Annotated in this window: 11 protein-coding genes and 1 pseudogene; 6 read left to right on the forward strand and 6 right to left on the reverse strand. The window is 65.9% G+C overall.

All coding sequences use genetic code 11. The annotated features are described in order from the left end of the window. From ACTIIH_RS06605 to mtrA, 4 genes and pseudogenes are all read right to left on the reverse strand, one after another. A pseudogene (locus ACTIIH_RS06605) lies at positions 1-229 on the reverse strand (ComF family protein); the annotation flags it as partial. An 85-nt stretch (positions 230-314) separates the two neighbouring features. Then, complete coding sequence (locus ACTIIH_RS06610) at positions 315-2,009, reverse strand: LpqB family beta-propeller domain-containing protein (RefSeq protein WP_441451193.1); 1,695 nt, start codon at positions 2,007-2,009, stop codon at positions 315-317. Positions 2,010-2,035: 26 nt separating this feature from the next. Then, complete coding sequence (gene mtrB / locus ACTIIH_RS06615; protein ID WP_441451194.1) at positions 2,036-3,916, reverse strand: MtrAB system histidine kinase MtrB; 1,881 nt, start codon at positions 3,914-3,916, stop codon at positions 2,036-2,038. After that, entirely contained in the window at positions 3,913-4,593 is a 681-nt protein-coding gene (gene mtrA / locus ACTIIH_RS06620) for an MtrAB system response regulator MtrA (RefSeq protein WP_025777175.1), read from the reverse strand. Before mtrA ends, mtrB begins: the two co-directional genes overlap by 4 nt. 259 nt (positions 4,594-4,852) lie before the next feature. Between mtrA and ACTIIH_RS06625 the strand changes: the two genes are divergently transcribed. From ACTIIH_RS06625 to ACTIIH_RS06645, 5 genes are read left to right on the forward strand one after another with little or no spacing between them, the layout of a single operon-like run. Next, complete coding sequence (locus tag ACTIIH_RS06625) at positions 4,853-5,902, forward strand: hypothetical protein (protein WP_441451195.1); 1,050 nt, start codon at positions 4,853-4,855, stop codon at positions 5,900-5,902. Beyond that, positions 5,899-6,588, forward strand: a complete 690-nt coding sequence (locus tag ACTIIH_RS06630; protein WP_441451196.1) for a DUF4129 domain-containing protein — start codon at positions 5,899-5,901, stop codon at positions 6,586-6,588. Before ACTIIH_RS06625 ends, ACTIIH_RS06630 begins: the two co-directional genes overlap by 4 nt. After that, positions 6,585-7,844 (forward strand): DUF4350 domain-containing protein, encoded by a 1,260-nt coding sequence (locus ACTIIH_RS06635; RefSeq protein ID WP_441451197.1) that lies wholly within the window; start codon positions 6,585-6,587, stop codon positions 7,842-7,844. Before ACTIIH_RS06630 ends, ACTIIH_RS06635 begins: the two co-directional genes overlap by 4 nt. Further along, positions 7,841-8,926, forward strand: coding sequence for an AAA family ATPase (locus ACTIIH_RS06640; RefSeq protein ID WP_441451198.1), 1,086 nt, complete (start codon positions 7,841-7,843; stop codon positions 8,924-8,926). The genes ACTIIH_RS06635 and ACTIIH_RS06640 overlap by 4 nt, the downstream gene beginning before the upstream one ends. Next, entirely contained in the window at positions 8,927-10,213 is a 1,287-nt protein-coding gene (locus tag ACTIIH_RS06645; protein WP_441451199.1) for a DUF58 domain-containing protein, read from the forward strand. It begins immediately after the preceding gene. Positions 10,214-10,254: 41 nt separating this feature from the next. On the opposite strand, the gene ACTIIH_RS06650 is transcribed toward ACTIIH_RS06645, so the two are convergent. After that, positions 10,255-11,253, reverse strand: a complete 999-nt coding sequence (locus tag ACTIIH_RS06650) for a stage II sporulation protein M (RefSeq protein WP_441451200.1) — start codon at positions 11,251-11,253, stop codon at positions 10,255-10,257. A 113-nt stretch (positions 11,254-11,366) separates the two neighbouring features. Here ACTIIH_RS06650 and ACTIIH_RS06655 point away from each other — a divergent pair, with 113 nt between their 5' ends. Beyond that, entirely contained in the window at positions 11,367-12,203 is an 837-nt protein-coding gene (locus ACTIIH_RS06655; RefSeq protein WP_441451201.1) for an RDD family protein, read from the forward strand. Here ACTIIH_RS06655 and ahcY read toward each other — a convergent pair. After that, entirely contained in the window at positions 12,197-13,657 is a 1,461-nt protein-coding gene (ahcY, locus tag ACTIIH_RS06660; protein ID WP_441451202.1) for an adenosylhomocysteinase, read from the reverse strand. The genes ACTIIH_RS06655 and ahcY overlap by 7 nt on opposite strands. Between the last annotated feature and the right edge of the window lie 91 nt (positions 13,658-13,748).

Raw genomic sequence — 13,748 nt, forward strand, 5'->3', positions numbered from 1 at the left:
CGAGGATGTCCCGACGTCCCTCGTCCTTGTACCCGACGACCATCTTCGAGATCTGAGAGTTGTATTCGCAGACCCCGACGATCGGAATCGAGCCGTAACGAGGTTCCATCGCCCGTGGGATCCCACCGAGCAGCTGCAGGCAACGGGTGCACAGCGAGACGTTCTCCCGCCCGCATCCGGCACACCGGCGGGGCAGGAGCAGTTCGCCGACCTCCCCGAGCAGCCCCATGGGAGCAATCTACTCCATACCCGGCCCCACAAGGCGGCTGCCAGCTGCCCTCCGGACCACCTCCACCACCGCACTGTCCCTCGGGTCAGCCGGGATACGAGGGATCCTTGGCGGTGACGTCGACGAGCTTCTGCCATGCGTTCGAGTTGTAGCTGTACAGCGCACCGTCGGAACCGGTGACGAGGATCGAGCGTCCGTCCGCTCCGCCGGCGATACGGCTACCGCCGGAGACCTCGCCGAGCTGTTCTGCAGGCCCGGTGACTCCAATGCGGAACGGCTGCGCAGCATCACCCTCCTCTGCGGCCAGAGCAACGAGATTCGTCGATCCTGCCCAGGAGATGTCCTTGACCTCGTCGAAGTTCGCGCCCACTTCGATCGATGTCTCGGAGACATGGCCGGATGGATTGCCCGCCTTGTCCCTGGGCACACCGACCACGTCGACACGGTCCGGCTCCCCCTTGTGCCGACTGAGCAGAGCGACACGGGTTCCATCGCGTGAGACCTCGATATCGACGAGCCGTCGTCCGTTGAGGAAATCGGCGGCCACAGTGAATGACTCGCCGTCTCGACCGACGGCTTTCAGCTCGCCCTTGTTCTCCGCCTCGCCCGTCCAGGTCGTATTGAAGCGATCGATGCTGGGGCGCACGAGCTTCTTGCCCTTGAGGATCGGGGTGGCATCGACGGCATCGGATTTCAACCGCATGAGCTGCTTGCCGTCATCGGCCAGATACACATAGAGCGAGTCGTCCAATGACACCGCAGGATCGCTGGCCTTCGCTTTCTTCAGATCCGGACTGTTCTCGACCTTGGCGACGGTCGTTCCCGAGACTCGGGAGAGGTGGTCATCGGCGAGAACCACGGGTGGCCCGTCCACCTGGACCGAAGTGTCGGTCTTCGGCTGCAGGCTGGCCGGAATCGTCTGTCCGCCGATGCTCAGTTCGATGGCCGAGATCGAGGGAATGACCTGCAGAGTGGTGGCGATCTGCTGCCGGATCAGCCCCTTCTCGCGGTCGGACGGAGCCGGATTCTGTGCTCCCAAGGACACATGGGCAACACCGTTCTCGATCGTGACCACATTCGAGTCGCCGAGCTTCGCACCATCGAGGATCGCGGTGACCACCGCTCCCGAGAGGTAGGGCGCAGGTCCGCTGAGCAGCTCGTTCATCAGCACAGTCGGAGTCGAGGAGGACCGAAGGAACCAACGGGAGTCAGGAACGAGATACGAATAGTCGGAGGTGAAGAACTGCAGCGAATAGTTGAGGAAGATCGTCCGGAAGTCGGTCTGGCTGATGAGCAGCCCGTCCGGCGCCGAGGATATCCTCCACTCCCCGTTCTCCTGCCGCAGCGAGAACTCCAGGGTGGAACGAGTGCCCGGTTCGGTCGAGTTGTACACCCCGGAGGAATCAACGAGGCCGACGACCGGAGGCGAGATGCTCATCGACTTCTGATCAGAGGTGGTCCCGACGTTCAAGGAATCGAGATCCGTGCCGTTGGGCAGCACCGACACCGATTCCTGCGGACTCCATTTCTGTGCCTCGCCTTCGGTGAGGAATGATCGGGCCACGGAGAAGTTGTTGCCGGCACCCGCTCCGGCCCGGAGGAAGCCGCGCACGATGTCCGATGGGCTGTCGCCGGGCTCTGGACCGTCGGGGATCCGCGCATTGTTCGCACCCGCATCACCCGAGTCGTCTTCGATATGGCCGACGGGTGATGAGGTCGGGATCGACGAGCAGCCGACGAGAGCCACGGCTGTGAGGACGGAGACCAGCATGGTCTTCATCCGGGAGCTCCTGGGCGTCGACCGGGTCATGAGCGTCCTCCTCTGCTGTCGTTCACGCTGTCGCCGTCCGGGTCCGGTTCGATGATGTCCGGGGACTGGTCGCCCGCCTCGGCGGTGTCCGGCTCGCCGATTCGCTCGGTCTCCTGAGGCGATGCGGACTGCGTGGCAGCGGCGGCGGGGGTGTCGTGATCGACGTCGAGCATCTCCGGCTCGGTTTCGACGACGATGGGGATCGATCCGGTCTGGATGCGGACGGATCCGTCCGAGGACAGAGGTCCCGCCACGAGTGCGGAACCGCGGACCTGCGCATCGCGAGGCGGCAGGGGCAGCGGCGAGGAGGTGATCTCCTGGTCGGGGCGACGCGGAATCGTCAGCCGGAAGCACGACCCCTCGCCCGGTTTGCCCCAGACCTGCAGCCAGCCGTTGTGCAGGTGGGCGTCCTCGAGTGAGATCGCCAGCCCCAGACCCGACCCGCCGAGGGTGCGCTTGCGTGCCGGATCGGCACGCCAGAACCGGTCGAAGACGTGTTCGACCTGTTCTTCGTTCATGCCGACTCCGTGGTCGCGCACGCTCACGGCCACCGCCTCGGCGTTGGAGGCGACATAGACGTCGACGGGGTTGTTCTCACCGTGTTCGATGGCGTTGACGACGAGGTTGCGCACGATCCTGGTGATGCGCACCCGATCGACCTCAGCCATGACCGGCGACGACGGTGCATGGACGACGATGGCCGTCGCCATCTGTTCGGCCACCATCGACACTGTCTCGATCACGGAGGTCACGATCGCGCCGATATCGACGGGTTTGGGCACGAGTGCCGCGGCACCGGCATCGTAGCGGGAGATCTCCAGCAGATCGGAGAGCAGGTTGTCGAAGCGTTCGGCCTGCGAGTTCAGCAGTTCCGCACTGCGTGCGGTGACAGGGTCGAGGTCGTCGCGGGAATCATAGATGAGGTCCGCAGCGGCACGGATCGTCGTCAGCGGTGTCCGCAGCTCATGGGAGACGTCGGAGACGAACTGCCGCTGCAGCACCGACAGCCGCTCCATCTGCTCGATCTGGTGCTGCAGGGTATCGGCCATATCGTTGAAGCTCTCACCGAGGACGGCGATCTCGTCGTTGCCGTGCACGGGCATGCGTTCGTCCAGGTCGCCATCCGCAATGAGCCTGGCCACCTCGGCGCCGGTGCGCACCGGGGTGACGACCAGCCGAGTGACGATCCAGGCGACGGCACCGACGAGGACGACGAGGACGAGGGCAGCGACGAACATCGACCGCTGCACGAAGTTGAGCGTGTCCTGCTGTTCACTGAGATCGCCGAGGTAGTACAGCTGGAACTGGCCGGCCCCCGGAATCTGCAGCTCCTGCGAGATGAGCAGCCCCGGTCCTGAGCCGTCGGGCAGGCTCACCGACTGGTAGAGCTTGTCATCATCCGGAGCTTTGCGGATGGCCTCGCGCAGCTCATCGGAGATGGGCACCTGCGGTGACTCTCCGTCTTCGTTCGCTCCACCGGCCGTGATCGTCGAGAACGAGGAATTCGGATCCTTCGGCTGCAGGGTCAGCGAATACACGGACCCCGCCGAACGGTTGTAGATCGATGACAGCTGCGAGCTCAGCGTGTCCTGAGTGATCGCCTGACCGTCGACCGGTGCCAGTGAGCGCAGCTCGGCCAGGATCGACCGTGTCTGTGAGGACAGGGAATCCAGGCGGGTGTCGAAGAGGCCGCGGGCGATCTGCTGGGACATATAGGTGCCGACACCGAAGATCGCCACCGAAGTGAGCACGATGGTGAGCACGACGATGCGGACCTGCAGGGAGTGGCTGAACGATCGGAGGATGAAATTCCAGAACGTCTTCAGTGCCGAGGCCGCGGTGCGGACGGGGCCGTCCGCGACCGACTCGGAAGTCACGCGGCTCGGCCGGCCTTATAGCCGACGCCGCGGACGGTGACGATGATGTCCGGCTTCTCCGGATCGCGCTCGATCTTCGACCGCAGGCGCTGCACATGGACATTGACCAGCCGGGTGTCGGCGGCGTGGCGGTAGCCCCACACCTCCTCCAGCAGGGTCTCGCGGGAGAACACCTGCCACGGCTTGCGGGCCAGTGCGACGAGGAGGTCGAATTCGAGAGGAGTCAGCGATACCGGCGATCCGCCCTTGGTCACCGTGTGACCGGCGACGTCGACGACGACATCGCCGACGGTCAGCAGCTCGGGAGCCTGCGGCTCTGAGATCCGCAGGCGAGCCCGGACGCGGGCGATGAGCTCCTTGGGCTTGAACGGCTTCGGCACATAGTCATCGGCACCGGATTCGAGGCCGAGTACGACGTCGACGGTGTCGGACTTCGCCGTGAGCATGATGATCGGCACCGATGAGACCTCGCGGATCTCCCGGCAGACTTCGAGTCCGTCCTTGCCGGGCAGCATCAGGTCGAGGAGCACGAGGTCCGGATTGACCTTCTGGAACTCTTCGAAGGCCTGGTCTCCGGTGGCGCAGAAGAAGGGCTCGAAGCCTTCGCTTTTGAGCACAATTCCGATCATCTCGGCCAAAGCCGTGTCATCATCAACTACGAGGATTCGAGCGTTCATGCTCCCATTGTCCCTTATGTTCGCGTGTTCTTCGGTTCTCGACACCCCTAGCCTATCGGGCGTTGTCGACGACCTCATGCACCGCGTCTGATGACAGCGGTCGCCGGTGCTTCGGCCACGGCCCAGAACAGGGCCCGGCAGGGACCCGATCACGGACCCCACAGACTTCCGAGAGTACGGATCTGCGCGGTCGACGCGCACCGATCAGGACAGGGCGACCTCTCGGCGCTCTTCGGTGAATCATGGCAGGATTGGTGTGATGGGACAGACGAATGCATGGACCTCGGAGGTCGACTGGCGCACCGGCCGGTGGCAGCGTCGTTCGCCGTCCCCACCCTCTCGCGGCTGGCAGCCGCCTCCACCGCGCGGGCTCCTGCCCAAACGCCCGCTGACCTTCATCGAGGCCCTGGATTCCGGCTTCCGCCTGCTGCGTTTCATCCCGACTCTGTCCGTCGGCTCCTCCCTCATCGTCTTCACCCTCTGGAGCCTGCTGCTCACCGCCATCGGCGCCGTCATCGCCGTGCAGTTCCTTCCGTTCTTCACCGACCTCAGCGGCAATGACGATGCCGTCTCCGGCTTCATCGCCGTGGCCCAATTGGGTTCGGTGGCGCTGAGTCTGCTCAGCCTCGGATTGGCCCACCTGCTCTCCGGACTCATCGCCACGGGCACCCGTGCCTCCTTCGGCGCCCGCCGAACCACCTTGTCGACGGCGTGGAAGTCCCTCTCCGGTCGCCGGTGGCGCCTTGTCCTGGCCACGCTGCTGATGAGCGGAATCAATCTCGGCCTGCTGCTGGCCCTCACTGCTCCGACTCTGCTGTTCGCAAGCGCCGATTCGGCGATCCTCGCCTTCGTCTGGGCCGCCCTGGCCGCACTGCTGTGGTTCGTCGCGCTCATCTGGATCAACCTGCGGCTGGCGTTCCTCGGTTCGGCGATCGCGGTGGAGGGTCTGAGCGTCCGCGCCGGACTCCGACGCTCGTGGGGGCTGACCGGGCGCGGCTTCTGGAGGATGCTCGGCCAACTGGCGCTCGGGTACTTCCTGTCCAATCAGCTCGTCCAGCTCATCATCACCCCGATCGTCTTCATCATCTCGCTGGCTCTGGGCGTCGGGATGTCGACGACCGCCGAGTCGACGACGGCGCAGGCGGCCATCGCGATCGTCTCCGTCGGTCTGCTGCTCGGACTCACGCTCATCTCCTCGGCCGTCCTCTTCGCCTATTTCGCCTGCCTGGTCACGGTCTGCTTCTTCGACCAGCAGATGCGGTCAGAGGGACTCGACCTCGTCCTCATCCGAGAAGAGGAGGACCGATGATCCTCTCCCCCATCGCCGAGGCGAGCATCGACCGGGACACCGGTCGCGAATGGGTCGAGCACGAACTGTCGAAATCCGAATACGCCGCCAACGATCTCACCCCCTTGGAGCAGATCGGCCGGTGGCTTGCCTCCCTGTGGGATTCGCTCGTCGCTGCCGCCCTCGGCGCGAATTCTCCGTGGCTGCTCATCGGCGTCGTCCTCGCACTCGCCGCGATCATCGCCGGAGTCGTCTGGCGCGTTCGTCGGGCGGGATTCCGTCGTGTCGGCGTCCCGCTGTCAGCATTCGACCCGGTCGTGTCCCAGCCCGAACCCGGCCCGTGGCGCGAGAGCGCGGCCCGGGCCGCCCGCGTCGGGGACTTCGAGACCGCAGTCATCGATCAATCCCGTGCGATCTTCGCGGTCCTGTCTCTCAAGCAGGTCGTCTCGCTCGAGTCCTCTGCCACGGCGAATGAGATCGCCCGTTCCGCCCAGGCGGCCCTGCCCGAACACGGTTCCGCCGTCCACGGCGTGGCCGAGGTCTTCAACGACCTCCGCTACGGGGAGGCGACCGCGAGGCAGGCACGCACGAACCGCCGCCTCGAGGAGGTCTATGCGGAGCTGTGCGCACTCGACCGGAGGCTGAGCGTCCTGCCGGTCCGCCACCGCGACCGTCAGGGCGCAGGCCGGCAGGAGGCACCGGCATGAGCGCACAGTTCGACGTCGCCGCCCGTGGCACCCGCTCGACCGTGGGGATCCCGCTGCGTGCTCGTCTGCGTTCGGCTTCGGTGTGGATCGTCGCGGCCTTCGTCATCCTCATCACCGTAATCGCGCTCGTGCTGCTGACCGGTGATGACGGGTCCGAAGAGCCCCTGCACTATGATTCGACGGCGCGCACCGGCACGAAGGCCCTCGTCGAGACCCTGCGCGATCATGATGTCGATGTCACCACCACAGAGGATCAGGAGCAGGCTCGCACGGCCGCCGCCCGCCCCGACACCACCCTGTTCATTCCCACGAACACCGCTGCCCTGTCGCCCGGAGACATCGACGGCCTCCAATACGCCCTGGCCACCCACGGCAGCCGGCTCGTCCTCGTCGACCCGGGTCCGACGGTCTCGGAGTTCACCGACCGGATCACCGTCAACGACAACCTCAGCCCGCTGGCGAACCCCGATGCTACGTCCCCGGCGGCCTGCGACTCACCGCTGGCCCGCGGCGCCGGTGCCGTGACCACGGGCGAGGTCGAATACGCGGAGGCGAAGAAGGGCACCGACGGGATCACCGCCTGCTACCCGTTCACCGGGCCCGGGGTCGCTGAGGTCGACGGCGCCGAGGTGGCCCCCGGGTCTGCACGCGGACAGTTCGTCACCGATACAGGCGGTTCCGTGCCGCTTGCCGTGCTCGGCAATCCCGACTGGGTGACCAATGAGAACATCGACGAAGAGGGCAATGCTTCCCTTGTGCTCTCGCAGCTGTCCCAGACGCAAAACCTCGTCGTCTACTATCCGACCTTCGACGGTTCGGGACAGCAGCAGCCCCCTCCGTCGACGATCGATTTCGTGCCCGGCTGGTTCCTCGCGGGAGTCCTGTGGCTGGTCCCCTGCCTGGTCGTCCTGCTGCTCGTCATCGGGCGCCGATTCGGACCGCTGGCCCTCGAGCGCCTGCCGGTCGTCGTGCCCGCTGTCGAGACCGTGCACGGCCGGGCCGCGCTGAGCTCTCGCAGTCGCGATCGGGACGGGGCTCTGCACACTCTGCGGACCGGTGCGCTGCTGCGCATCGGCAGACGGCTGAGCCTCGGCTCCGATGCCCGCACCCCCGACGTCATCGCCCGTATCGCAGCCGTCACGGGAGCCGACCCGGGCCGACTCCACCACGTCTTCGTCTCCGCGTCGGCGCACACCGACGCCGAACTCATCGAACTCGTCCATCAGCTCACCCAGATCGAAAGTGAGATCCCATGACCCCGCCGCCCCAGGGCCCCACGACCCCTCAGGAACCGGTTGCCCCACAGCCGCCGGCCGCACCACGGCCCCAGGAGCCGGTCTCGCAACAGACTCCCGCCGCGGACAGCGCAGCGACTCCGCAGGCGGAGCTGGACCCGGTCCGTGACGCGTTCACCGGTGTGCGCACCGAGATCGCCAAGGCCGTCGTCGGACAGGACCAAGCAGTCACGGGGATGCTCATCGCGCTGCTGTGCCGAGGGCATGTGCTGCTCGAGGGAGTTCCCGGAGTGGCGAAGACCCTTCTCGTGCGCAGCTTCGCCGCCGCGGTCAGCCTGGACAGCTCGCGTGTGCAGTTCACGCCCGACCTCATGCCCAGCGATGTCACCGGTTCGTTGGTCTACGATGCATCCGCCTCCGACTTCTCATTCCGGCCCGGCCCGGTGTTCACGAACATCCTCATCGCCGATGAGATCAACCGCACTCCGCCGAAGACCCAATCGGCTCTGCTCGAGGCGATGGAGGAACATCAGGTGTCCGTCGGCGGCCGCTCCCGGAAGCTGCCAGAACCGTTCCTCGTCGCGGCCACACAGAATCCCGTCGAATACGAAGGCACCTATCCGCTCCCGGAGGCCCAGCTCGATCGGTTCCTGTTCAAACTCGTCCTCGACCTGCCCGAGCGGGATCACGAATTCGAGATCCTCGACCGTCATGCCAGAGGCTTCGACGCCGGGTCCCTGACAGCGGCAGGTCTGCGTCCGGTCGCCGATGCCGACCTCATCGCCCGTGCTCGCGACGCGATTGCGAAGATCTACGTCGCCCCGCAGATCATCAGCTATATCGTCGATCTCGCCCGAGCCACCCGCCAGACCCCGTCTCTGGCCCTGGGAGTCTCACCTCGTGGAGCGACGAGGATGCTCGGTGCCGCCCGTGCTCATGCGTGGCTGAGCGGCAGGCACTATGTCACCCCCGATGACGTCAAGGCCCTGGCCCATATGTCGCTGTCGCACCGGGTGATTCTGCGCCCCGAAGCGCAGATGGACGGTCTGGACGTCGGTCAGGTCCTCGATTCGATCATCGCCACCACCGAAGTGCCGCGCTGAATGACCACCCGCCTGTTCCTGCTCGCTCTCCTCGGCCTCGTCCCCGTCATGCTGGTGCCCACGTGGCCGACGGCATCGATCGTGGCCGGGGTAATCGTCCTGGCCGCGGTCCTCGACTTCTTCCTCGTTCCCCGGATCCACGGCTTGGAACTCCAGCGCACCCCGGGACCGATGGTCCGCCTCGGCGATGGCACCCATTGCACTCTGACCCTGATCAACGGAACGAACCGCCGACTGCGTCTCCACGTCCGCGACGCCTGGGCACCGAGCGCCGGTGCCGTCGCGACCCGCTCTCACCATGTGCTCGAACCCGGTGAGCTGGCAGAGGTGACCACCGAGCTGGAGCCGAGGAGGCGAGGAGCGCTGCCGGGCGATCTGGTGACGGTGCGCAGCCGCAGTGTGCTCGGGCTGATCCACCGGCAGAAAAGCATCGATGTTCCCGCCTCGGTGCGGGTCCTGCCGCCGTTCGTGTCTCGGCGGGAGCTGCCGTCGAAAACGCAGAAGCTGCGCGAACTCGAGGGACGCTCGGCGGTGATGATCCGCGGAATGGGCACCGAATTCGATTCGCTGCGCGACTATGTCGACGGTGACGATGTCCGGTCCATCGATTGGCGGGCCAGTGCTCGCGCTCAGGACCTCGTGGTCAAGACCTGGCGACCGGAGAAGGATCGTCGCGTCGTCATCGTCGTCGATTCCTCCCGTTTCGCCGCCCGTCGCTGTGGCGAAGGCACGGTCTTCGACGCCGCTTTAGAGGCATCTCTGCTGCTGACGGCTCTGGCCACCGGTGCCGGCGACCGGGTCGATGTCATCGTCGCCGATGCCCGGGTACGTGCAGCCGCATCGAGCCATCGCGCTCACGACCCGGTCCATGACCTGTCTGTCGCTCTGACGCCGGTGCATCCGGAGCTCTACGAGGCGAACTGGGAGTCGATCGCCGCAGCAGTTCTGCAGACGTCCAGGCAGCAGGCGCTCGTCGTGCTGGTCACGCAGCTCGACGAAGCGACGGTCGCCGAGGACATCCTGCCCGTGCTGCCGACTCTGGAGGCTCACCACCGCGTCGTCGTCGCCGGGGTCGACGATCCGGCATTGTCAGCGTTGGCGTCCCAGCGCGGCGATGTCGACGATGTCTACACGGCTGCGGCCGCCGAGGCCGAGATGCTCGCGACGGCGTCGCTGCAGACTCGACTGCGCGGGATCGGCGTCGCTTGCGTCCATGCTCTGCCTGAGAAGCTTCCCGGAGCATTGGCCGACCTCTACATTCGGCTCAAAGTCACCGGCGGGCTGTGACTGGTGCCCCTGTCAGGGGCGAGCTGTGACCGCGACGCCGGTCAGCGGTCGGTCGAGATGACCGAGTACCCGGCCTGGTGATCATCCAGATCAGCACTGAGTTCGGCGGCGGCAGCCCGCTTGCCGAAGTACCCGGCGTAGACGACGACCGCGGCGGTGTAGGCTACGCCGATCGCGATCTTGAGCGCCGGCGGAATCGGGTTCGGGGTCACGAACCCTTCGATGAGACCCGAACCGAACAGCAGCAGCACGAGACCTCCGGCGACGACGAGCAGCGATCGGGCCTCGCTGGCAAGCTTGTCGCGGCGCAGCCTTGGGCCCGGCACCACCCAGGCGAAGAAGAGACGCAGACCTGCGGCAGCGGCGAGGATGATGCAGCTGATCTCCGGGATCCCGTGGGGCAGGATATAGAGGAAGAAGTCGGAGGCCCGGTCGAACTCGAACATCATCGCCCCGGAGAAGCCGACGTTGACGGCATTCGAGAACAGCCCGACGATGACATAGCCGCCGGTGATGCCGAGCAGGACGAACTGGACGGCGATCCACGCGTTGTTCGTCCACACGCCGACGGCGAAGAAGCCGTTCGGATTCTCCTTGTAGTAGTCGACGAAATCATGTTCGGCGAACTGCCGTCGGAACTCTCGATCACCGAAGGTCTCGAGCACTTCCGGGTGGGTTCCCGCCCAGATGCCCGACAGGACGGCGACGGCGAGGAATCCGGCGGCCACGATGACGAAGTCCCAGCGCAGCCGGTACAGCGACAGCGGCAGACTGATGACGAAGAACCGTGACAGCCCGGACAGTCCTCCGCTGGGCACGGACGAGAGATGATTGCGACAGCGGTGGACGATCGCCGAGAGCCGAGCGGCTTCGAGAGAGTCGGGAGCCACCGTCGTGATGCGTGAGAGATCCTTCGACGCGGTCCGGTAGAGCTCGAGGAAACGGGTCGTCTGCTCAGGTGTCAGCGTGTTCTTCTTCGCCAATGCCGACAGCTCCAGCCAGTCATCGCCGTGCAGCTGGGCCAGCAGGTTCGGATCCATCCCTCCAGCCTATCGGAGACGACGCACAGGCACCGCCGACTCAGCGAGAGGCACCCGGCATGCTCTCGGCGAAACGTCCGCCTCGGAACGCGGCGATATGACACGATGGTCGGGTGAGTACTCTGATCACCGGTGAAGCCGTCGAACTCAATGTCCAGCCGGCCGCTCTGGCGGCTCGGGCATTGAGCGCTCTGATCGACTACATCGTCTATTCGCTGGTGAATATCGGATTGCTCATCGCGATGTTCTGGCTCATGCTCAAGGTGCTCGATCTCAACGGACTGCTTCTCGGCTCGCTCATCACCGTCATGACGATCTTCGTCTTCGTGCTGCTGCCGATGCTCGTCGAGGTGCTCAGCCACGGTCGCTCGCTGGGCAAGCTCATCCTCGGGCTGAGGGTCGTCCGTGACGACGGCGGTGCGGTGCGCCTGCGGCATTCCTTCATCCGCGCCCTGCTGTGGCCGTTCGAGATCGTCTCCTCAGGCGGCGGCATCGCAGCCCTGTCCGGGCTCCTCTCACCGCAGGCCAAACGCCTCGGCGACTATCTGGCCGGAACCATCGCCGTCAGCGAACGCAGCCGACCTCTGCCGCCCATGCACACTCACGTGGCTCCGCATCTGCACGACTGGCTGGGCCGCACCGATGTGACGACGATCCCCGACGGGCTGCATCGGCGCATCGTCCAATTCCTCGCCATGGCGCCCCAGCTCGGAGCGGAGTCGCGGTGGCAACGAGCGATCGAGCTCGCCACCGAGCTCAATGCCTATGTCGCTCCGGCCCCGCCAGAGGGAACGTTTCCCGAACAGTTCCTGTCCGCGGTCATCCATCGCCGTCGCATTGCGGAAGTCGAGAAGCAGCGCCGACGTACGGATCGCGCGAATGCGTTCCGGTCCCGAGTCGACACGCTCCCCTACGGTCTCAGCCTCACCCGCCGCCGGTCCGATCAGTAGCGGTAGTGCTCGGGTTTGAACGGTCCCGCCACGTCCACACCGATGTATTCGGCCTGTTCCTTGCTCAGTTCGGACAGCTTCGCCCCGAGAGCCGGCAGGTGGAGACGCGCCACCTTCTCGTCGAGTTCCTTCGCCAACCGGTGCACCGTGTTGCCGTAGTCGTCGTGGACGTTCCACAGTTCGATCTGGGCGAGCACCTGATTGCTGAACGAGGCACTCATCACGAATGACGGATGGCCGGTGGCGTTGCCCAGGTTGAGCAGCCGTCCTTCGGAGAGGACGAGGAAGTCCGTGCGATCACGGTCGAGTCCCGCCTCGGCGGGCACGGGTACGCTCCACTCGTGGACCTGGGGTTTGATCTCGATCTTCGTCACACCGGGCAGACGGGACAGCCCGGCCAGATCGATCTCCTCATCGAAGTGGCCGACATTGCCGACGATGGCACCGGGTTTGAGCGTCTGCAGCACATCGACATCGAGGACCCGGGTGTTCCCCGTCGTGGTGATGATGATGTCGGCCTGGGGAGCCGCCTCGGCGAGGAGAGCGACCTGATAGCCGTCCATCGTTGCCTGCAGCGCACAGATCGGGTCGATCTCGGTGACGATGACGCGCGCACCCTGCCCGCGCAGAGCCTCGGCGGCGCCCTTGCCGACGTCGCCGTAGCCGATGACGACGGCGATCTTTCCTCCGATGAGGACGTCGGTGGCGCGGTTGAGTCCGTCGGGCAGCGAATGGCGGATGCCGTAGCGGTTGTCGAACTTCGACTTGGTCACCGAGTCGTTGACGTTGATGGCCGGGAACGGCAGTCCGCCCTGTTCGGCGAGGCGGTAGAGGCGGTTGACACCGGTCGTCGTCTCCTCGCTCACCCCCTTGATCCCGGCAGCCAGACGGGCGAACCGGCCGGGAGTCGCCTCGATGGACGTGGCGATCTGCTTGAGCAGGACTGCGAATTCCTCCGAGTCCTCGGCTCCGGCGGTGGGCACTCCCCCGGCGACTTCGAATTCGGTGCCCTTGAGCACGTACATGGTGGCGTCGCCGCCGTCGTCGAGGATGAGGTTGGGACCGTCCGCGAAGTCGAAGATCTTGTCCGCAGCCCACCAGTACTCTTCGAGGGTCTCGCCCTTCCACGCGAAGACCGGGACACCGGCCGGGGCGTCGGGAGTGCCGGAGCCGACGACGACGGCCGCCGCGGCTTCGTCCTGGGTGGAGAAGATATTGCAGCTGGCCCACCTGACGTCTGCGCCGAGGGCGACGAGGGTCTCGATGAGCACCGCGGTCTGCACGGTCATGTGCAGGCTGCCGGCGATGCGCGCCCCGGCCAGCGGCGCCGTCGATGCGTACTCCTCACGCAGCGCCATGAGGCCCGGCATCTCCCTTTCGGCGAGGCGGATCTGGTGCCGGCCGGCCTCGGCCAGGCTGAGATCGGCGACCTTGAAGTCAGTGGAATCGAGCACGGTACCTCCATACGGCGGGCTGTCGGATCGGGTTCGAGTCTATTGCCGGGGCGGCCGGCTTGTCGCGTCGTGCCCGATCTGCGGACAGCGC

Source organism: Brevibacterium sp., from assembly GCF_052105255.1.
GTDB classification, from domain to species: domain Bacteria; phylum Actinomycetota; class Actinomycetes; order Actinomycetales; family Brevibacteriaceae; genus Brevibacterium; species Brevibacterium linens_B.